Annotated in this window: 18 protein-coding genes; 12 read left to right on the top strand and 6 right to left on the bottom strand. The window is 70.8% G+C overall.

Annotation, left to right across the window (positions count from 1 at the left end; genetic code table 11):
- Positions 1–7 precede the first annotated feature (7 nt).
- Positions 8–2,233, top strand: a complete 2,226-nt coding sequence (locus AWB94_RS10535) for an FUSC family protein (protein ID WP_062660415.1) — start codon at positions 8–10, stop codon at positions 2,231–2,233.
- Here AWB94_RS10535 and AWB94_RS10540 read toward each other — a convergent pair.
- The gene (locus AWB94_RS10540) at positions 2,205–3,182 is read right to left on the bottom strand and encodes a pirin family protein (protein WP_062660416.1); all 978 of its coding nucleotides are present in this window, start codon (positions 3,180–3,182) and stop codon (positions 2,205–2,207) included. The genes AWB94_RS10535 and AWB94_RS10540 overlap by 29 nt on opposite strands.
- 64 nt (positions 3,183–3,246) lie before the next feature.
- Here AWB94_RS10540 and AWB94_RS10545 point away from each other — a divergent pair, with 64 nt between their 5' ends.
- Complete coding sequence (locus AWB94_RS10545) at positions 3,247–3,486, top strand: hypothetical protein (protein WP_036399461.1); 240 nt, start codon at positions 3,247–3,249, stop codon at positions 3,484–3,486.
- Here the strand turns inward: AWB94_RS10545 and ptsP are convergent.
- Positions 3,483–5,228: a phosphoenolpyruvate--protein phosphotransferase gene (gene ptsP, locus AWB94_RS10550; RefSeq protein ID WP_062660417.1), complete on the bottom strand. Its 1,746-nt coding sequence runs from the start codon at positions 5,226–5,228 to the stop codon at positions 3,483–3,485. The genes AWB94_RS10545 and ptsP overlap by 4 nt on opposite strands.
- A gap of 66 nt (positions 5,229–5,294) precedes the next feature.
- On the opposite strand from ptsP, the gene AWB94_RS10555 reads away from it, so the two are divergent.
- The 8 genes from AWB94_RS10555 (at position 5,295) to AWB94_RS10590 (ending at position 14,176) form a co-directional block, all read left to right on the top strand.
- The gene (locus tag AWB94_RS10555; RefSeq protein ID WP_024453479.1) at positions 5,295–6,074 is read left to right on the top strand and encodes a DeoR/GlpR family DNA-binding transcription regulator; all 780 of its coding nucleotides are present in this window, start codon (positions 5,295–5,297) and stop codon (positions 6,072–6,074) included.
- A complete protein-coding gene (locus AWB94_RS10560; protein ID WP_062660418.1) occupies positions 6,071–7,048 on the top strand; it encodes a 1-phosphofructokinase family hexose kinase in 978 nt (325 codons plus the stop codon). The genes AWB94_RS10555 and AWB94_RS10560 overlap by 4 nt, the downstream gene beginning before the upstream one ends.
- 25 nt (positions 7,049–7,073) lie before the next feature.
- Complete coding sequence (locus AWB94_RS10565) at positions 7,074–9,083, top strand: PTS fructose transporter subunit IIABC (protein ID WP_062660419.1); 2,010 nt, start codon at positions 7,074–7,076, stop codon at positions 9,081–9,083.
- Positions 9,084–9,111: 28 nt separating this feature from the next.
- A complete protein-coding gene (locus AWB94_RS10570; RefSeq protein WP_024453477.1) occupies positions 9,112–9,369 on the top strand; it encodes an HPr family phosphocarrier protein in 258 nt (85 codons plus the stop codon).
- Positions 9,370–9,547: 178 nt separating this feature from the next.
- Positions 9,548–10,894 (top strand): type VII secretion-associated serine protease mycosin, encoded by a 1,347-nt coding sequence (mycP, locus tag AWB94_RS10575; RefSeq protein WP_062660489.1) that lies wholly within the window; start codon positions 9,548–9,550, stop codon positions 10,892–10,894.
- Positions 10,891–12,291: a type VII secretion protein EccE gene (gene eccE, locus AWB94_RS10580; protein ID WP_062660420.1), complete on the top strand. Its 1,401-nt coding sequence runs from the start codon at positions 10,891–10,893 to the stop codon at positions 12,289–12,291. Before mycP ends, eccE begins: the two co-directional genes overlap by 4 nt.
- On the top strand, positions 12,288–13,841 hold the full coding sequence (locus tag AWB94_RS36095; RefSeq protein ID WP_062660421.1) for a PPE domain-containing protein: 1,554 nt from the start codon (positions 12,288–12,290) through the stop codon (positions 13,839–13,841). Before eccE ends, AWB94_RS36095 begins: the two co-directional genes overlap by 4 nt.
- A 20-nt stretch (positions 13,842–13,861) precedes the next feature.
- Complete coding sequence (locus AWB94_RS10590) at positions 13,862–14,176, top strand: YbaB/EbfC family nucleoid-associated protein (protein WP_036400310.1); 315 nt, start codon at positions 13,862–13,864, stop codon at positions 14,174–14,176.
- Here AWB94_RS10590 and AWB94_RS10595 read toward each other — a convergent pair.
- From AWB94_RS10595 to AWB94_RS10610, 4 genes are read right to left on the bottom strand one after another with little or no spacing between them, the layout of a single operon-like run.
- Positions 14,173–15,228 carry an ABC transporter ATP-binding protein gene (locus AWB94_RS10595; protein WP_062660422.1) on the bottom strand — a complete coding sequence of 352 codons (1,056 nt, stop codon included), beginning with the start codon at positions 15,226–15,228 and terminating at the stop codon, positions 14,173–14,175. The two genes, AWB94_RS10590 and AWB94_RS10595, sit on opposite strands and share 4 nt — an antisense overlap.
- Entirely contained in the window at positions 15,225–15,983 is a 759-nt protein-coding gene (locus tag AWB94_RS10600; protein ID WP_062660423.1) for an ABC transporter permease, read from the bottom strand. Before AWB94_RS10600 ends, AWB94_RS10595 begins: the two co-directional genes overlap by 4 nt.
- A complete protein-coding gene (locus tag AWB94_RS10605; protein WP_062660424.1) occupies positions 15,980–16,822 on the bottom strand; it encodes an ABC transporter permease in 843 nt (280 codons plus the stop codon). The genes AWB94_RS10600 and AWB94_RS10605 overlap by 4 nt, the downstream gene beginning before the upstream one ends.
- Before the next feature lie 5 nt (positions 16,823–16,827).
- Positions 16,828–17,961, bottom strand: coding sequence for an ABC transporter substrate-binding protein (locus tag AWB94_RS10610; RefSeq protein ID WP_193585107.1), 1,134 nt, complete (start codon positions 17,959–17,961; stop codon positions 16,828–16,830).
- Between the two features lie 222 nt (positions 17,962–18,183).
- Between AWB94_RS10610 and AWB94_RS10615 the strand changes: the two genes are divergently transcribed.
- Together AWB94_RS10615 and AWB94_RS10620 are read left to right on the top strand one after the other, a co-directional pair.
- Positions 18,184–18,756, top strand: a complete 573-nt coding sequence (locus tag AWB94_RS10615) for a hypothetical protein (RefSeq protein ID WP_064961437.1) — start codon at positions 18,184–18,186, stop codon at positions 18,754–18,756.
- Positions 18,753–19,163, top strand: coding sequence for a TIGR03668 family PPOX class F420-dependent oxidoreductase (locus tag AWB94_RS10620; RefSeq protein ID WP_024455746.1), 411 nt, complete (start codon positions 18,753–18,755; stop codon positions 19,161–19,163). The genes AWB94_RS10615 and AWB94_RS10620 overlap by 4 nt, the downstream gene beginning before the upstream one ends.
- Positions 19,164–19,196 lie beyond the last annotated feature (33 nt).

Here is a 19,196-nt window from a genome sequence, read left to right on the forward strand (position 1 = left end):
CTCGGGCATGACCACCCCCGCCGGTCTGTTGCTCGGGCTGGCAAGACGGGTGCACGCGCGCGACCCCGAGTACGACGCGATGCGGCGGGCCACCCGCGCCGGCCTGGTGCTCCCGCTGGTCGCCGCGGCGGCGTTCGGCGTGGGCGGGGTGCAGACCCCGATGTTCGCCATCCTCGGGGCGGTCGCGCTGCTGATCCTGGCCGACTTCCCGGGCAACCGGCCGGCCCGGGCCCTGGCCTATGCGGGCCTCGGGTTCAACGGTGCCGTGCTGATCACGCTCGGCACCCTGGTGGCGCCGGTGCCGTGGCTCGCGGTGACCGTGATGTTGGTGATCGCCGCGGCGGTCACGTTCGCCGGGGTACTCAGCGAGATCGTCGCGGCCGGCCAACGCGCCACCCTGCTCACGTTCGTCCCCGCGCTGTGCCTCCCGCCGGGCCCCATCCCGGACCGGCTGCTCGGCTGGGCGATCGCGCTGGCATTGTGCGTGCCGGCCGCGTTGTTCCTGCTGCCGCCACGCCACCACAATGAACTTCGCCTGCACGCCGCGCAGGTGTGTGCGACCCTGGCCGACCGGCTACAGCAAGACGCCTCGGCCGACGACGTCACCGCGGCGATGGACGCCCTGCGTACGACGTTCCTGGGCGCCGACTTCCGGCCCGTCGGCCTGACCGCGGGCAGCCGCGCCCTGGTGCGGGTGATCGACGATCTGCAGTGGCTGTCCGACCGCGTCAAGGGGTCCTCCGGTGTCCTGCTCGCCGAGATGCGTGATCCGATCGTCGCGGTGTTGCGGGAATCCGCCGCGGTGCTGAGCACCGCCGAGCCGCAGCGCGCGGCGCACCGCGGTGCACTCGCCCACGCACTGGCGGTGCAACGGCTGATCGCGCAGAGCCGCTACCGCGAGGACATCCTGGAGATCCTGGGCGAGCCCGATGACGAGGCCGCCCTGGAGATCGGCCGGAAGTTGTTGACCCGCAGGACGATATCCGCGTGCGTCGCGGCGACCGGCCGGGTGATCGGGCTGGCCGCCGACGCGGACGCGCGACCGGTGTGGGCCCGGGTGCTGGGCCGGCGCCTGCCGCCTTCCGGCGCGGCGGCGCGGGTGCTCTCGGAATCGGAGGCCGTCGCCAGCATCCCGTCCGGGTTCGTCGCAACCCGGGCCGTGGTGGTGCGCAACAGCCTTCGTACCGGCCTGGGCCTGGCGCTGGCCGTCGGCGTGACCTACCTGTTCCCCGTGCAGAACGGGTTGTGGGTGGTGCTGGGTGCGATGTCGGTGCTGCGCAGCAGCGCACTGACCACCGGCGCCCGGGTGGTGCGGGCGATCACCGGAACGGTGATCGGCTTCGGCGTGGGCGCGGTGTTCATCGCATTGATGGGTGTGGACCCGATCGTCATGTGGCTGACGCTGCCGGTGGTGGCCTTCGGGTCGGCGTTCGTCCCCGAGGTGGCGTCGTTCATCGCGGGGCAGGCCGCGTTCACCATGATGGTGGTGATCATCTTCAACCTGATCCATCCGATCGGCTGGCGGGTGGGACTGATCCGGGTCGAGGACGTGGTGATCGGCGCCCTGGTCGGCGTGGTGGTGTCGGTGCTGTTGTGGCCGCGGGGTGCTGCCGCGGCGGTGAACCGTTCCCTGGATGCGGCCCGGGTGGCCGGCACGGCGTACATGAAGGCGGCGGTGTTGCGGGTGACGCGTGGCGCCTCCGAAGACGCCGACAACCGGATCAGCGCGCTCGGGCACGACGCCATGACGGCCGGTCGCACGCTGGATGACACGGTGCGCCACTATCTCTCGGAGAGCGGCGGCCTGACCGACCTGCGTGCGCCGGTGGTCAGGTCGGCCAACCGGGCCACCCGGCTGCGCGGCGCCGCCGAGCTGATCGCCGATGTGGTGCCCCCGCCGCTGGATACCTATCCGCAGGTGCGCGCTGTGCTCGAATCCCATTGCGACGCCGTGTGCGAGCGGTTCCGCGGCGTGGAATCGGTGACGTTCGGCGCACCGATCAGCGACGATTTCGTGCGGGCGCTGCGCGCGGGGGCCGGCACCGGCGGTGAGCTGGCCGTCGCGGCGGCGCTGCCCCTGGTCGCCGTCGCCGCCAACCTCGGCGAGCTGGAGCTGCTCTACCCGGAGCCGGCGCCCGCACTGCAGGCCGATAATCCGTCCCGGGGCGCCTCGCTCCCGCCCGCCGGCACCGTTCCCCGGGTCGCTACGCTCCCGCGCCCCGGTACGGCATGAGCGCGTTCGGCGGCACCGTCCCGAACCGGCCGGCGTTGAAGTCCTCCAGCGCCTCGATCACCTCGGACTTGGAGTTCATCACGAACGGGCCGTAGTGGAAGACCGGTTCACGAATCGGCTTGCCGCCCAAGAGCAGCACCTCCATGGCGGGCCGGTTGGAATCCTGGGATCCGTCCGCGGCCACCGTGATGCGGTCACCCGGCCCCAGCACGGCGAGCTGGCCCTGCTGGATCGGGTGGCCCACCGGGCCCACCGAACCACGTCCGGACAGCACGTACACCAAGGCGTTGAACCGGCGGTCCCATGGCAGGTCGAGTCGGGCACCGGGCGCAATGGTGCTGTGCGCCAAGGTGATCGGCGTGTGGGTGCCACCCGGGCCGGCCTCGCCGCCGATCTCGCCGGCGATGACGCGCACCAACGCACCACCGTCGGCCGAGGACAGCAGCTTGACCTGGTTGCCCTCGATCGCCTGGTATTTGGGGCTGGCGAACTTGTCCGCACGCGGCAGGTTGACCCACAACTGGATGCCGTGGAAGACGCCACCGCTGTCCACCAGCTCGGCCGGCGGTGTCTCGATGTGCAGGATGCCCGAGCCGGCGGTCATCCACTGGGTGGCGCCGTCGGTGATCAACCCACCGCCGCCGTGCGAGTCCTGATGCGCGAAGCGGCCGTCGATCATGTAGGTCACCGTCTCGAAACCGCGGTGCGGGTGCCAGTCGGTGCCGCGCGGCTCGCCGGGCTGGTATTCGATCTCGCCCATCTGGTCCATGTGGATGAACGGGTCGAGGTCGGCGGCACCGACCCCGGCGAACGCGCGCACGACGGGGAAGCCCTCGCCTTCGTACCCGCGCGGACCGGTGGTGATGGAGCGCACCGGGCGCTCGGTGTCGGTGGAGCCCGGCCCGGCGATGCGGGGCAGGGTGAGGGTATCGGCTGTGATGGCAGGCATGCCCCATTAAACCGGACCACAGTCCGATTAATTCCGGCGGCCCCGAGCGGGTACTCCGGGCTCCATGAGTGACATCAACCCAGCCGAGCTGTGGACGGTCGTGGCGGCCACCCTGCACGACCGCGGCGACGCCACCAACGGCGCGCAGGAAACCGTCGTCGCACAGGGCTCCGAAGAGGAAGCCCGCCGCGTCTTCGCCGACACCAAGGCCCAGGCGAACGAACTCGGCTATGACGCCGTGACGCTGCGCAGCGTGGACCGGGACGTCGAGTGGTGGCCCGAGGAAACCGGGTGGACCGTCTAGCCGAGTACCGCGCGTGCCGCGGTGCGCGCCTGTGTGGCGCTGGCGGTGCCCAGCACCGCATCCGCGGCGGCACGGCACTGCGCCAAGGTGACCTGCGCCAGTTTGGCACCGACACCCTGCACGGCGGCGGCGGCGGCCGACAGCGAGGTCACCCCGAAACCGGTCAGCACACAGGCCAGGAGCGGATCCGCGGCCGCCTCACCACACACGCCGACCGGTTTACCCACGGCGGCACCGGCTTTCGCCGTCATCGCGACGAGGGACAGCACGGCCGGCTGCCAGGGGTCGGTGAGCGCCGCCAGGTCGGCCGACATCCGGTCGGCGGCCATGGTGTACTGCGCCAGGTCGTTGGTGCCGATGGACAAAAAGTCCACGTGCTCCAGGATCCGGTCGGCGAGCAGCGCCGCGGCGGGCACCTCGATCATCACGCCCGGTGTCAGGCCGTGCGACCGCGCCTTGTCGGCGAAGTCCTTCGCCTCGTCGGCGGTGGCGATCATCGGCGCCATCACCCAGGGTGGGTTGCCGGTGCGCTGCGCCGCGGCGGCGATCGCCGCGAGCTGGTGGTCCAGTAGCGCGGGGTTGCCGGTCGCGATGCGGATCCCGCGGACCCCGAGTGCGGGATTGGCCTCGTCCGGGTGGCCGGCGAACTTGAGCGGCTTGTCCGATCCGGCGTCGAGGGTGCGGACGACAACCTTGCGGCCGGCGAACGCCTCGAGCACCTCGGCGTAGATGGCGGCCTGCTGGTCGACGGTCGGCTCGGTGTCGGTGTTGAGGAAGCACAGCTCGGTCCGGAACAGGCCGACCCCTTCGGCGGGCGTCTGCCGGGCGGCCCGGGCGGCGGCACCGTCCTGCACGTTGGCGAGCACGGCGACGGCATGGCCGTCGGAGGTGGCCCCGGGACCGGTCCAGCCGGCGGCGGCCGCGGCGGCGCGTCGGGCCGACGCCACCTCGTCCTGTGCGGCGGACTCCTCCGGGGCGACGGTGACCGTGCCACGGGTGCCGTCGACGAGCACCATGGTGCCCGCGGGGATGTCGTCGAGCCCGGCGATCGCCACGACGCACGGGATGCCGAGTTGGCGGGCGATGATCGCCGTGTGGCTGGTCGGCCCGCCGAGGGTGGTGGCCAGCGCCACCACGAGCGCCGGATCCAGCCCCGCGGTGTCGGCCGGGGCGAGGTCCTCGGCGCACAGGATCGACGGCACCTCGGGTTGGGGCACTCCGGGTTCGGGCAGGCCGACGAGTTCGGCGATCACCCGGTCCCCGATATCGCGCAGATCGGTGACGCGTTCGGCCATCATGCCGCCGATCTGGGTGAACATCGCCACGAATTGGTCGACGGCCGCGGCGACGGCCCGCACCGCGGGGGTGCCCTCGGCGATGCGTTTCTCGGCCGCGCTCAGCCAGGCCCGGTCCTGGGCGAGGCCCGCGGTGGTGGCAAGCACCTCGGCGGCGGCACCGGTGGCCCGGCCCGCCCGTTCCCGCAGCCGGCCGGCCACCGCGGCGGCCGCGGCGGTGAACCTCGCGGCCTCGGCCGGACGCTCCTCGTCGCCGAGCGCGGCGGCGCCCAGATCGATGTCGGGCTTGCGCCCGGGGCGGATCACCGGGGCGTAGGCGACCCCGGGCACTACAGGGACCCCGGTCAGCACCCGCGTACCGGCATCCGTCACAGATGAAGCACTCATGTGAGCCACGTTACAAGAAATCGTTGACAAGTCAACACAAACAAGCGTAAAACAACACATACCAACATTCGCAACCCGGTCCGACGCCGGAGAACCCACTCGATCCCAGACCCTGAGACCGGAGCCATGTACGCCGAAGAACGTCAGCAAGCCATCGCCTCGCTGGTGATCCGGCAGGGCCGCGCGTCCGTCGCCGAACTGGCGCAAGCCTACGAGGTCACCACCGAGACCGTGCGGCGGGACCTGGCGGCACTGGACAAGGCCGGGCTGGTGCGCCGCGTGCACGGCGGCGCCGTCCCGGCCCGCGCGCTGCACCTGGTCGAACAGGACGTCAGCGAACGCGACACCACCCGCGCCGACCGCAAGGACGCCATCGCCGCGGCGGCCACCGACTTCTTCCCGCTGTCCGGATCGACCGTGCTGCTGGACGCCGGCACCACCACCAGCCGGATCGCCGCCGCCATCCCCACCGACCGCGACCTGGTGGTGGTGACGAATTCGGTACCGATCGCCGCCCGGCTGTCCGCGGTCCCGTCGGTCGCGCTGCACCTGCTCGGCGGCCGTGTCCGCGGCGTCACCCAGGCCGCCGTGGGCGAGGCGACGCTGGCGGTGCTCGACAGCCTGCGGGTCGACATCGCGTTCATCGGCACCAACGGCATCACCCCCCGCCATGGCCTGTCCACCCCCGACCCGGACGAGGCGGCGGTCAAGCGCGCCATGGTCAAATGCGCCAATTACGTTGTCGTCGCCTCGGATTCATCGAAGATCGGCCGCGAGGAGCTCATCAGCTTCGCACCGATCTCCAGCGTCGACGCGCTGATCACCGATACCGAGATCACCGATGCCGACCGTGCCGAGCTGACCGGGCTCGGCATCGAAATCGTCCTCGCGGGAGAGCAGGCATGATCGTCACCGTCACACCGAATCCGGGCATCGACCGCACCGTCACCCTCGGCACACCGCTCGTGCGGGGCGCGGTGCACCGGGTCCGGTCGGTCACCAGCGAACCCGGCGGCAAGGGCGTCAACGTGGCCCGCGCCCTCGGACTGGCCGGGCTGGACACCATCGCCGTATTGCCCGCCGCCGACACCGATCCCATCCTCGTCGCGCTGCGCGCCATCGGCGTGCCGTACCGCAACGTGCCGATCCCCGGTCAGGTGCGCACCAACCTGACGATCACCGAAGACGACGGCACCACAACCAAACTCAACGAGCCCGGCGCTCCCGTCGAGGCCGCCGCTCTACAGGAACTCACCCACACCGTGCTGCACGCCGCCCAGACCGCCAGCTGGGTGGTGCTGTCCGGTTCACTGCCGCCGGGCATCCCCGACCGCTGGTACGCCGACGTGGTGGCCGAGCTCGCCGGATACGGCTGCCGCGTCGCGGTGGACACCTCCGACGCGCCGCTGTCGGCACTGGCCGCCGAATTCGGCACCGCCGCACCGGATGTCATCAAACCGAATGCCGACGAGCTGGCCGGTCTCACCGATTGCTCCGGCGAGGAACTGGAAGATGCGGTGGCCCACGGCGATACCGGGCCGGTGGTCGCCGCCGCCCGCCAGCTGGTGGACCGCGGTGCGGCCACCATCCTGGTCACCCTCGGCGCCGCCGGCGCCGTGCTGGTGGACACCGACGGCAGCTGGCTGGCCACGCCACCGCCGACCGTGCCGCGCAGCACGGTGGGTGCCGGGGACGCGTCGCTGGCCGGTTACGTCCGCGCCGCCATGGCCGGCGCGGACCCCGCCGAGCGCCTGCAGATGGCCGTGGCCTACGGCAGCGCCGCGGCCGGCCTGCCCGGCTCCGCACTGCCCGCCCCCGCCCAGATCAACCTCGATGCCGTCGTCGTGAAGTCGATCTCACCGTCCACCACCGGATCCTGAACCCCCACCACAAGAAGGTCACACCATGTCCACCACCGATACCGCTCAGCCGGTGATCACCACCGATCTGGTGCTGCTCGACGCCGACGCCGGCACCAGCAACCAGTCCGTGATCGGCCGCATCGCCGCGCTGCTCGCCGGCGCCGGCCGCACCAGCGACGCCGACGGGCTGATCGCCGCGGCCATGGCCCGGGAAGCACAGTCGGCCACCGGTTTACCCGGCGGCATCGCCATCCCGCACTGCCGGTCGGCGTTCGTCGACACGCCGACCATCGGGTTCGCCCGGCTGGCGCCGGCGGTCGACTTCGGCGCCCCGGACGGTCCGGCCGACCTGGTGTTCCTCATCGCGGCGCCGGAATCCGGTGGCGCCGAACACCTCAAGCTGCTCTCCAGCCTGGCCCGCGCGCTGGTGCGCAAGGAATTCGTGGCATCGCTGCGCGAGGCCAAGACCGCGGGTGAACTGGTGGCCCTCGTCGACGGCGTGATCAACCCGGGCCCGGCCGCACCCGCACCCGCCGAGACCGCCGCCCCGGCCAAGAAGGCATCGATCGTGGCGGTCACCGCGTGCCCCACCGGAATTGCCCACACCTACATGGCCGCCGACGCGCTCAAGCTGGCCGCGGAGCGGGCCGATGTCGCCCTCACCGTCGAGACCCAGGGTTCCTCGGGCGGCACCGCGCTGTCGGCCGACACCATCGCCAATGCCGGTGCCGTCATCTTCGCCACCGACGTCGGTGTCAAGGACAAGCAGCGCTTCGCCGGGAAACCCGTCATCGCCTCCGGCGTCAAGCGCGCCATCAACGAGCCGGACAAGATGATCGCCGAAGCCGTCTCGGCCGCGGCCGACCCCGACGCCCCCCGGGTCTCCGGGACCGCGGGTGAGGCCGCCGCCTCCTCCTCCGCCGCGGGCAACCTGGGCTGGGGCACCCGGTTGCGCCAGATCCTGCTCACCGGCGTGAGTTACATGATCCCGTTCGTGGCGGCCGGCGGTCTGCTGATCGCACTGGGCTTCCTGTTCGCCGGTTACGACATCGCGAACAGTCCCGACGGCGCGAAACCCGTCGGCTTCGGCATGAACTCGCTGGGCGCCCACATCGCCACCGGCAACTCGCTGACCGACCTGCCCGCGGGCGGCTTCGCCCAATACCTGGGGGCGGTGCTCTTCACGGTCGGCGGCTTGGCGTTCATGTTCCTGGTGCCCGCGCTGGCCGGCTACATCAGCTTCGCGATCGCCGACCGGCCCGGCATCGCACCCGGTTTCACCGCGGGTGCGGTCGCGGTCTTCGTCGGCGGCGGGTTCATCGGCGGTATCGTCGGGGGCCTGATCGCCGGGTTCACCGCGCTGTGGATCTCCAAAGTGAGTGTGCCGCAATGGTTGCGTGGCCTGATGCCGGTGGTCGTCATCCCGCTGTTCGCCTCGCTGGTCGTCGGACTGCTGATGTTCCTGCTGCTCGGCCGGCCGCTCGCCGCGATCACCTCGGGCCTGACCAACTGGCTCAACGGGCTGACCGGCGCGTCGGTGATCCTGCTCGGCGTCATCCTCGGCCTGATGATGTGCTTCGACCTGGGTGGCCCCGTCAACAAGGCGGCCTATGCGTTCGCCACCGCGGGACTCAATGTCGCCGACCCGGCATCGCTGCGCATCATGGCCGCGGTGATGGCCGCCGGCATGGTGCCGCCGCTGGCCATGGCCCTGGCGACCACGGTGCGGCCCGGCATGTTCAGCGAGCCGGAGCGGGAGAACGGCCGGGCGGCGTGGCTGCTGGGTGCCTCGTTCATCTCCGAGGGCGCCATCCCGTTCGCCGCGGCCGATCCGCTGCGGGTGATCCCCTCGATGATGGCCGGCGGTGCCGTCACCGGCGCGATGATCATGGCCTTCAACGTCACGCTCAAGGCCCCGCACGGCGGCATCTTCGTCTTCTTCGCGATCGGCCACCTGGTCTGGTTCCTGGTGGCGCTGGCGGCCGGAACCGCGGTCGCCGCGCTGGCCGTCGTGCTCGCCAAGCAGTTCACCAAGACCCCCGTCAACGCCTGATCCACCCCTACAACCGAGGAGAACAACCATGCCCAGCAAGACCGTCACCGTCGGATCCGCCATCGGCCTGCACGCCCGGCCGGCCGCCATCATCGCCGAGGCCGTCGTCAACGCCGGCGTGCCGGTGACCCTGGCCGTCGACGGCGGCGAGCCGGTGGACGCCGGTTCGGCGCTGATGATCATGACCCTCGGTGCCGGCAACGGCGCGCAGGTGACGGTGGCCTCCGACGACGCGGCGGTGCTGGCCACCGTCGCCGACCTGGTGACCCAGGATCTGGACGCCTGAGCCCCGCCAGAAAGCGATACGGTCTGCTTCTTCGCCCCCGTAATATTGCTCTGACGCCGCCCGCGGGATTCGTCTCATAGGCTGACGTTGCGCGAACACGCCGCACCGATGCGGCCTTCGCTTTGCTGCGGTTGTGTCACACAGCCGCAACCGGGGATTGCAAGGGGGAGTGACGACCGTGCGACGCATCGCTGCGCTGCTGGCCGCGTTGACGCTGTTGGTGGGCCTGGCCCCGCCGGCCGGTGCCGTCGAGCCGCCGACGATCGACCCCGGGGCCGTTCCCCCGGACGAGACCGGGCCGGATCAGCCCACCGAACAGCGACGGGTGTGTTCGGCGCCGATCACGTTCCCGAACTCGAACTTCACCGACAAGCCGTGGGCCAACGACTATCTGCGGCTGGCCGACGCGCAGAAGTTCGCGACCGGCGCCGGGATCACCGTCGCCGTCATCGACACGGGCGTCAACGGCTCGCCCCGGGTGCCCGCCGAACCGGGCGGTGATTTCGTCGACAAGGCCGGCAACGGGATGTCGGACTGCGACTCGCACGGCACGCTGACGGCCTCGATCATCGCCGGGCGGCCCGCACCCACCGACGGGTTCGTCGGTGTCGCACCCGATGCGCGCCTGCTGTCCCTGCGCCAGACCTCGGACAATTTCCAGCCCGTCGGGTCCCGCAGCGACCCGAACGATCCGAACAGCACCCAGACCGCGGGCTCACTGCGCAGCCTGGCCCGCGCGATCGTGCATGCCGCCAACCTCGGCGCGCAGGTGATCAACATCAGCGAGGCGGCCTGCTACAAGGTGACCCGCCCGATCAACGAGTCCGGTCTGGGTGCCGCGATCAACTACGCCGTCAACATCAAGGGCGCGGTGGTGGTGGTCGCCGCGGGCAACACCGGCCAGGACTGCGCACAGAATCCGCCACCGGAAGCCGACCAGCCCAACGACCCGCGCGGCTGGAAGCAGGTGCAGACCATCGTGTCCCCGGCCTGGTATTCGCCGATGGTGCTGACGGTCGGCGGTATCGGCCAGACGGGACAGCCGAGCAGCTTCTCGGTGTCGGGTCCGTGGCTCGACGCGGCGGCGCCCGCGGAGAACATCACCGCGCTGGGGTATGACGGCAATCCGGTCAACGCGCTGGCCGGCACCGACGGGCCCATCCCCATCGCGGGCACCTCCTTCGCGGCCGCCTATGTGTCCGGCCTGGCCGCGCTGCTGCGGCAGCGCTTCCCCGACCTCACCCCGGCGCAGATCATGAACCGGATCACCGCCACCGCCCGGCATCCCGGCGGCGGGGTGGACAACTACGTCGGCGCCGGGGTCATCGACCCCGTGGCCGCGCTGACCTGGGACGTGCCCGCCGGCCCGAAGGCGGTGCCGTACCGGGTCAAACAGCTTCCGCCGCCGGTCTACATCCCGCCGCCGGACCGGCGCCCCATCACCATCGTGGTGGTGACGGGGACCGCGGTCGCGCTGATCCTCGGGATCGGCGCGCTGGCCCGCCGCGCCCTGAGGCGCCGATGAGAGAGTTCTTCGGCCAGTTCGGTTTTCGCTTCACCACCGGTCACCTGCTGTGGGCGGCGGTGTTGATCCCGGCCGTGGTGCTGGTGTCCATCCCGCTGAACCTGCTGTGGCTGGGCATCACGCTGGCCGTGCTGATCGCCGTCGCGACCACCCTGACCGTCCGCGGCCGCCGCTTCACCGGCTGGATCGCCGCACTGTTCTCCTGGCGACGCCGGCACACCGTCGCGCCACCCGCGCCGTCGGTGCCCGCCGTCGGCGCCACGGTGCTGCCCGGCGATCACGTCGCGGTGCGCTGGGAGGGCGACCAGTTGATCGCCACCATCGAACTGATCCCCCGCCCGTTCACCCCGACGGTGCTGGTGTCCGGTGAGGCGTTCACCGACGACGTGGTGGACACCAGGCTGGTCGAACAACTGCTCGCCGCGCACTGCCCCGAACTGGAGGCCGACGTCGTCTCCGCCGGGTACCGGGTGGGCAAGACCGCACCGGCCAGTCTCGTCGCGCTGTACGAGCAGGTGGTCGGGCCGTACCCGGCACCGGCGAACCGGCGCACCTGGATCGTGCTGCGCGCCGACCCGGAACGCACCCGGCGGCCGGCCCAGCGCCGCGAGTCCGGTGTCGCCGGGCTGGCCCGCTATCTGGTGGCCTCCACCACCCGCATCGCGGATCAGTTGGCCAGCAACGGTATCGATGCGCGGTGCGGGCGCAGCTTCGACGATTTCGACCGGGCCACCGAGATCAGTTTCGAACGCGAGTCGTGGTCGTCGATCAAGGGCCGCAGCACGTTCACCGCGGCGTACGTGGCGCCGGGTGGGCCGAACGTCTGGTGGTCGGCCCGCGCCGACCACACCATCACCCGGGTGCGCATCCGCCCCGGTGCCGCACCCACCACCACGGTGCTGCTCACCACGCTGGCCAATCCGACCACCCCGCGCGGATTTTCGTGCCTGTTCGGTGGGCAGCGGGCCGCGCTGCTCGGACAGAGCCCGGTCACCGACCGGCATTACGAACTGCCGATCGGCTCGGCCGGGGTGTTGGTGGGCGAGACGGCCGACCGCTACCCGGTGTACATGCCGTTCGACGACGTGGATGTCAGCATCAACCTGGGTGACGCGCGGCTGTTCACCCAATTCGTCATCCGGTCGGCCGCAGCCGGCGGTGTGGTGACGCTCGGCCCGCAGTTCCGTGAGTTCGCCGGCTTCGTCAACGGCCGGATCGGCACCGAGGCCAAGGTGACGTGGCCGAACGCCACCACCTACCTCGGACCGCATCCCGGGGTCGGGCGAGTCGTGTTGCGTAGCAACTTCATCGGCACGCCGCGGCATTCTCAGTTGCCGATCCGGTTGATCAACCCGCGTGAGGAGAGCCGCTACCAGATGGCGCTGGAGGGGGTATGACCACCAACGAGGTCAAGGTCGTCACCGCCGACCTGAGAGGCCTGGCGGGGGCGATGCGTGCGGTGTTCTGGTATCAGCCGGACGCGCAGGTCATGCCGCCGGACCAGTTGCCGTTGGCGATCACGGCGACCGCGAATCTGCGCGACAACGCCGCTGAGCTGACGCAGTACCAGAATCTCGCGGAGGCCCAGGGCCATCGGCTCGCCGAGATGCTGGACTCGGCCGCGAAGGCCTACGACGAGGTCGACGAGAAGTACAAGACCACGCTCGACGATCCGCAGCGGCACGCGGCGGTCGAGGGCATCACCTTGTCCCCGCCGTCCACACCGCTGCCCCCGGTACCCCATGCGCCGCCGGCGCCGAAGGCCCTGGATGCCGGCGGCTACAGCAATATCGAGCAGACCCACATGCAACTGCTCAGCGGCAGCGACGCCTCGTTGCGGGCCGCCGCCGTGCAGTGGGACCTGGCCGCCGACAGCGCCGAGGGCGCCCGCCCACCGAAGAACACCTCCGACTGGGAGGGTGAGGCCGCCGACGCCGCCCACCGGCGGCTCGACGAGTACGGCAACTGGTGCACCGAACTGGGCGCAGCGTGGCGACGATTGGCCGGCGCCGCCAACAAGATCGCCGACGCGCACGTCACCGCGGTGACCGAACACACGCCGCTCTATCTCCAGTACCTCGCCGCCAAGCAGGCCCTGGCCCGGTTGCTGGCCGAGGGCGACGCCAGGTCCCAAGTGCAGGCCCAGCATGTGCAGGCCGAGATGGTGAAGCTGCAGCAGGCCTCCGACGAGGTGCGGCAGAACTACGCCGGGCAGGCCACCTTCGACCAGGTGAAGGTGGAAAAGCCCGGGTTCGCCTCATCCGGTGGGACCGGTGGCGGCACCACATCGGGCTCCGGCAGCGGCGGCGGTGGCGGTGGCGGTAACCCGGGCGGCGGTGCCGGCCAGCCTCTCGGAGCACCGCAGCCGCCGTCGGCGCCGGCGAGCCCGCAGGGCGCCGATCCGCTGTCGGCCGGGCAGTCACCGTCGGGCTCCGCCGGATCAGGCGCCAGCCCATCGGGTTCCGGCGGCAGCCCGGCCGGAAAGGGCGGTGGCGGCTCCCCCGCCGGCGGCGGGTTGCCGTCCGGGGGCGGGCTGCCAGGAGGTGGACTGCCCGACGGCGGGTTGCCCGACCCGGCGCTGGACGACCCGGGCGTCAGTCCCGCCGGTGCCGGTGGCGGCTCGGGTGGCGGCGCCGGCGGTGGTGGCGGCGCACCCGGCATGCCGCTGCAGCCCAGCGTCGGCGCCGAGACGGTCGGCCCGGCACCCGGTGGCGCCCGCGGCGGTGGCTCGGGCGCCATCCCGGCGTCGGCCATGGGCGGCGGGATGGGCGGCATGGGCGGCGGCATGGGTGGCATGGGCCACGGCGGCGCCCAGCCGGGCAAGGAGAAACGGCGCGATCCCAACCTCGCTCCCGACGAGGACCTCTATACCGAGGACCGCCCTTGGACCGAGGGCGTCATCGGGGCACGCAAGCGCCGTGACACCCCGGACAAGGACCAGAAGTGAGCCTCGAACCGACCGACGACATGCACCCCCAGGTAGCCGCCGTGCTGCGCCAGGCCAGCCGCCTGCAGGATCTGATGGACAGTCAGCTGCACAAGATGGCCAGCGAATCTTTCACGGCGGCAGACGAATCCGAGACCGTGGAGGTAACCCTCAACGGTCACCACCATCTGGTCGACGTCTACTTGTCCGACGGTGTGCTGCGGCTGGGGTCCGACACGGTGTCCCACCGGCTCAACGAGGCGCTGCACAATGCCACCGAGGTGGCCAGTGATTCCATTGCCGCCGACCAGGATCGGCTCAACGAGGCGATCGCCGAGATCACCGACGGCGATTAGACCACCAGCACACCATCGGATTCGACGCTGACCCGGACCCGCTGCCCCACGGTGAACGACTCACCACCGCTGACCTGTGCCAGCACCGTGTCGCCCGCGCTCCCGCTGGACTCACTTCCTGCCAGAGCCACCCGGACCCGGGACACCGCCCCGAGGAACGACACCGACTGCACGACACCACTTCCCGTCGCTTCGCTCGCCCCGGGCGCCAACCGCACTGCCTCGGGCCGAACCAGCGCCGTCCCCGCACCTGTCACCGAGCCGGGCAGCGCCGGGACGGACCTACCCCACAACAGCACCCGGCCGTCGACAACCTCGGCGGGAACGCGATTGCTCAGCCCGACGAACTCGGCCACGAACGGTGTGGCCGGAGCCGTGTACAGGTCGGCGGGGGCGGCCAGCTGCTCCAACCGGCCGGCGTTCATCACGCCGACCCGGTCGGCGACGGCCAGCGCCTCCTCCTGGTCGTGCGTGACGAACAGCGTCGTGATGCCGACTTCCTGCTGGACCCTTCGGATCTCGTCCCGCAACTGGGTGCGCACCTTGGCATCCAGGGCCGAGAGTGGCTCGTCGAGCAGCAGCACCCTGGGCCGGATCGCCAACGCACGCGCCAGCGCAACCCGCTGCTGCTGGCCACCGGAAAGCTCACCGGCGTAGCGGTCCGACTGGGCCGCCAGCCCCACCAGCTCGAGCATCTCCAGGGCGCGGGCCTGCCTGTCCCGCTTGGCGATTCCGCGCATCTTCAGACCGAACGCGACATTGTCCCGCACCGTCAGATGCGGAAACAGGCTGTACGCCTGGAACACCATCCCGATATCGCGTTTGTTCGCCGGTACCCGGCTGATGTCCCGGCCGTCGACCCAGACGCTGCCCGCAGTCGCCTCGTCGAGCCCGGCCAGGATCCGCAGCGCGGTGGTCTTACCGCAGCCCGACGGGCCGAGCAGCGCGACCAGCTGGCCCGGCTCCATCCGCAAGGTCAGCCCGTCGAGTGCCCGCACCGGCCCGTAGTGGCGGCTCAGATCCCTCAACTCCACCGCGACACCGGCCGTCATCCGCGGCGCCCCCTTCTCGTCACCAATGAAAGCACCAACAACAGAACGAAACCGAAGATGAGGGTGGCCAGCGAGGCGGCCACCGAGGTGGGGCCGTCGGCCTTGCCGATCGTCACGATCTGCACGGGCAACGTCATGAATCCCGACAGCGAGGCCACCGTGTACTCGCCGAGCACCACGGCGATCGAGATGAACGCCGCCGCCAGGATGCCCGACCAGATGTTGGGCACGATCACCCGCACGATGGTCGTGAACCACCCGGCTCCCAGTGAGCGCGCCGCCTCCGCGAGGGTGGTCAGGGCGATCGACGACAGCGCCGCGTCCACGGCGCGGTAGGCGAACGGCAGCACCAGCACGATGTAGACGAAGGTCAGGGTGAGTGCCGACTCGCCGAGCAGATAGGTGACCCACAGATAGACGTTGCGCAGGCCGACCACGATCACCAGCGCCGGAATGGTCAGCGGCAGCAGGCACAGGAACTCGACAAGCCTGCGCGCCCACGGGGTACGCAACCGAACCCAGATCATCGTCGGCACCAGCACCGCCAGCATCGCCGCGACCGTCAGCACCGCCAGCAGCACCGAGGTGACGATGGAGCCAACCAATTCGTCGTCGGTGACCAGGCTGTGCCAGGCTGCCAGCGTGCGGCCGCCGCCGAGAGGATCCCTGGTGGAGAAATCGGCCATCGCATAGAGCGGCAGCAGGAAGAACAGGCCGAACAACACCCACAGCGCGCCGCGCACCGCCTTCGTCATGTCAGCCACCGCGCGGTCCGCCGCACCAGGGCGTTGTAGGCCACCATCACGACGGCGACGACGACGATCATCTCCAGCGCCAGCGCATAGGCGAAACCGGATTGCCCGAGCACCACCTCACTGGTCAGCGCGGCCCTGATGAGCAACGGCACGATCGGGCTGCCCTGGCTGACCAGCGCCGCCGCGGTCGCGTACGCGGCAAAAGCGTTGGCGAACAACAACAGCAGCGACCCGAGAAAGGCGGGGGTCAACAGCGGGACACCCACCTCGCGCCAGTAACGCCATGGCCCGGCACCCAGGCTGACGGCGGCCTCACGCCACTGCACGCGCAGGCCCTCCAGCGCAGGCAGGAACACGATGACCATCAACGGGATCTGGAAATAGCTGTACACCAGGATCAGTCCGGGCAACCCGTAGAGCCAGCCCGAGCCGGCGAGATCCCAGCCGAAGGCCTGCTGCGCCCACACCGTCAGCACGCCGTTCAGTCCGATGGTGGCCAGGAACGCGAACGCCAGTGCGACACCACCGAACTGGGCCAGCACACTGCACAACGACAGCACCACCCGGCGCACCAGCGAACCCGGCGAACTACCGGCGATCAGCCAGCACAACAGGGCCCCGAACACCGCGCCGATCAGTCCGGTGCTGCCGGACAGCAGCAGGCTGCGGCCCAGCGCCGCCAGCGGTGCCTCGCTGAACAGCGCGGTGAGCCGCTCCGGTGAGAAGCAGCCGTCCACGACGAATGCGTTCACCAGCACCGTCACCGTCGGGATGATCAGGAACACGGTCACCACCACCAGGAACGGCAGCAGGGGTAGCACCTCGCGTACGCGACGCACCGGTGTCAGCCGATCGCCTTGGCCCAGTTGGCTTTCAGATAGTCGGTGGCCTTCTTGTTCTGCTCCACGGAGACGAAGGTCGCCGCGCCGTCCACCGGCGGCAAGGTGCCGTACGTCGCCCGGTCGATGCTGCCCTTGGTCACCATCGAGTCGGCCCGCACCGGCCGGGCGCCGCCGGCCAGGTACAGGTTCTGTCCTTCGTCGCTGTACAAGAATTCCTGCCACAACCGGGCCGCCGCCGGGTGCGGAGCCTCGGCGTTGATGGCCTGGTAGTAGTACCCGGCCACCGCGGCGTTGTGCGGGATGACCACCTTCCAGGTGGGTACCTTCTTGGCCTGCGCGACGTTGAGGTAATCCCAGTCGATCACCACCGGCGTCTGCCCGGAGGCGATGGTGGCCGGGGTCGGATCCACCGGAAGGAAGTTGCCCGCCTGGTTGAGTTTGTGGAAGAACTCGACGCCGGGGGCGATATCGTCCGGCGAACCGCCCTGGGCCACCGCGACCATCATCACCCCGGAGAACGCGGCGCCGGCCTGCGTCGGGTCGCCGTTGAGCGCCACCTTGCCCTTCAGTTCGGGCTTGAGCAGGTCGTCCACGCCGGCGATGACCCCGACCTTGGCCGAGTCGTACCCGATCGACATGTAGCCGCCGTAGTCGTTGACCCACCGGCCGTCCGGGTCCTTGAAGGAGTCGGAGATCTCGGCGAAATGCTCCACCTTGTACGGCGCGAACATGCCGGTGTTGGCCAACGCCACCGACTGGCCCAGGTCGAACACGTCGGGCGCGGTGCTGCGGCCCTTCTGCTGCTGGGCGGCGTTGATCTCCTCCTGGCTGCTGGCTCCGGGCTGGGCGGAGTTGACCTTGATGCCGTACTTGGCGGTGAAGGCCTCGATGATGGCGCCGTAGTTGGCCCAATCCGGCGGCAGGGCGATGACGTTCAGTTCGCCTTCCTTCTTGGCCGCCTCGACCAGACCGTCCATCCCGCCGAAATCTGCGGCCGAGGTCGCGGTGCTCGCCGCGGTGCCGCCCTGCCCGTCCTTCTTCTCGGGCGGCGCACAGGAGGTGACCAACCCCGCGGCAAGCAGCGCGGCGGCGGTCATCGCCAGCAGACCCGACGTGTTCAGCCCAGATTTCTTCATGCGCAAACCCTCCGTTGAGCAGACGGCCGGCCGGTGACGCGCCGGTGTCGCGAACCGCCTGTGGCGATGAACCTGCAATGAACGCAGACCGACCCTACCGGCGCATTCGGGTCCGTGACGGGTCTTCACGAAATGCCGGACGGCGGTGGGCGCGCCAGGTGATCCGGCGTGCCGCCGCGGCCGGAATCGGCATTTGCGCAGGTCGGCACATACCATCGGGGGGTGGGTGAACGCGAGGCCCCAGATCCGGGGGTGCACGGGACCGCCGATCCGGCCGATGCCGGCGGCGCGAACGGTGCCGGCCATCCGGGCTGGACGGGGCACAACGCCAGCGTGTGGGACGACCCGCGGCTCTACGAACCGGTGGCCGCGCCACCGGAACCGCAGACCGGGCCCTTCGATGCGTTCAACACCGGGACGTGGACGTTCAAACCTCCGCCGCCGCCCTGGTATCGCACCCGGCAGGCAACCCTGGCCCTGCTGGCGCTCGGCGCCGCGGCCGTCGCGCTGGTGGTGTCGGTCGTGCTGCTGGCCTTCTCCGGCTCGAGCGACGACGCACCGGTGGACCAGGTGAGCACCACGCCGAGTTCGACGCCCACCACCACCCCGCTGTCGACCGAGCCGCCGGCACCGCCTCCTCCCCCGCCACCACCGCCTCCGCCCCCGCCGGAGGAGCCGGCGCCCGAACAGTCCTGGCCGGCGCCGCGTCAGCGCAGTGAGCCGCCACCCAAACCCAGGATCAACGTGACCCGGCCGCCGATCAGCGTTGCGCCGCAACCCAGGACGGCACGATGACCGCGCCGGGCGCGCAGTGGGCGCAGTCCTTCGCCGCCGCGCCCGTGGCCGCCCTCGCCACCGCCGCCGACGGTGTCCCCCATCTTGTGCCGGTGGTGTTCGCCGTCAGCGGCGACACGATCTACACCGCGGTGGACGCGAAGCGGAAGTCGACCAAGCGGTTACGGCGACTGGCCAATATCGAGGCCAACCCGCGGGTGAGCCTGCTGGTCGACCACTACACCGACGATTGGACGCAGTTGTGGTGGGTGCGCGCCGACGGGACCGCCGAAATCCACCCGCACGGTGAACAGATGGCGATCGGTTACGCGTTGCTGCGCGCCAAGTACCACCAATACGAGCGGACCGCGCTCGACGGTCCGGTGGTGGCGATCGCCGTGCAGCGCTGGTCGTCCTGGCACGCGTGAGCCGAGACGAAAGTGGGGCACCCGGTGCGGGTG

Source organism: Mycolicibacterium canariasense (genome assembly GCF_002101555.1).
GTDB classification, from domain to species: domain Bacteria; phylum Actinomycetota; class Actinomycetes; order Mycobacteriales; family Mycobacteriaceae; genus Mycobacterium; species Mycobacterium canariasense.

Excerpts from the sequence above, each read along its gene's own strand:
- AWB94_RS10610 (WP_193585107.1), bottom strand. The coding sequence starts at position 17,961 with ATGAAGAAATCTGGGCTGAACACGTCGGGTCTGCTGGCGATGACCGCC.
- AWB94_RS10620 (WP_024455746.1), top strand. The coding sequence starts at position 18,753 with ATGACCGCGCCGGGCGCGCAGTGGGCGCAGTCCTTCGCCGCCGCGCCC.
- ptsP (WP_062660417.1), bottom strand. The coding sequence starts at position 5,228 with ATGTGTTGTTTTACGCTTGTTTGTGTTGACTTGTCAACGATTTCTTGT.
- AWB94_RS10540 (WP_062660416.1), bottom strand. The coding sequence starts at position 3,182 with ATGCCTGCCATCACAGCCGATACCCTCACCCTGCCCCGCATCGCCGGG.
- AWB94_RS10535 (WP_062660415.1), top strand. The coding sequence starts at position 8 with ATGACCACCCCCGCCGGTCTGTTGCTCGGGCTGGCAAGACGGGTGCAC.
- AWB94_RS10545 (WP_036399461.1), top strand. The coding sequence starts at position 3,247 with ATGAGTGACATCAACCCAGCCGAGCTGTGGACGGTCGTGGCGGCCACC.
- AWB94_RS10560 (WP_062660418.1), top strand. The coding sequence starts at position 6,071 with ATGATCGTCACCGTCACACCGAATCCGGGCATCGACCGCACCGTCACC.
- AWB94_RS10565 (WP_062660419.1), top strand. The coding sequence starts at position 7,074 with ATGTCCACCACCGATACCGCTCAGCCGGTGATCACCACCGATCTGGTG.
- AWB94_RS10570 (WP_024453477.1), top strand. The coding sequence starts at position 9,112 with ATGCCCAGCAAGACCGTCACCGTCGGATCCGCCATCGGCCTGCACGCC.
- AWB94_RS36095 (WP_062660421.1), top strand. The coding sequence starts at position 12,288 with ATGACCACCAACGAGGTCAAGGTCGTCACCGCCGACCTGAGAGGCCTG.
- AWB94_RS10555 (WP_024453479.1), top strand. The coding sequence starts at position 5,295 with ATGTACGCCGAAGAACGTCAGCAAGCCATCGCCTCGCTGGTGATCCGG.
- AWB94_RS10590 (WP_036400310.1), top strand. The coding sequence starts at position 13,862 with ATGCACCCCCAGGTAGCCGCCGTGCTGCGCCAGGCCAGCCGCCTGCAG.
- AWB94_RS10600 (WP_062660423.1), bottom strand. The coding sequence starts at position 15,983 with ATGACGAAGGCGGTGCGCGGCGCGCTGTGGGTGTTGTTCGGCCTGTTC.
- eccE (WP_062660420.1), top strand. The coding sequence starts at position 10,891 with ATGAGAGAGTTCTTCGGCCAGTTCGGTTTTCGCTTCACCACCGGTCAC.
- AWB94_RS10595 (WP_062660422.1), bottom strand. The coding sequence starts at position 15,228 with ATGACGGCCGGTGTCGCGGTGGAGTTGAGGGATCTGAGCCGCCACTAC.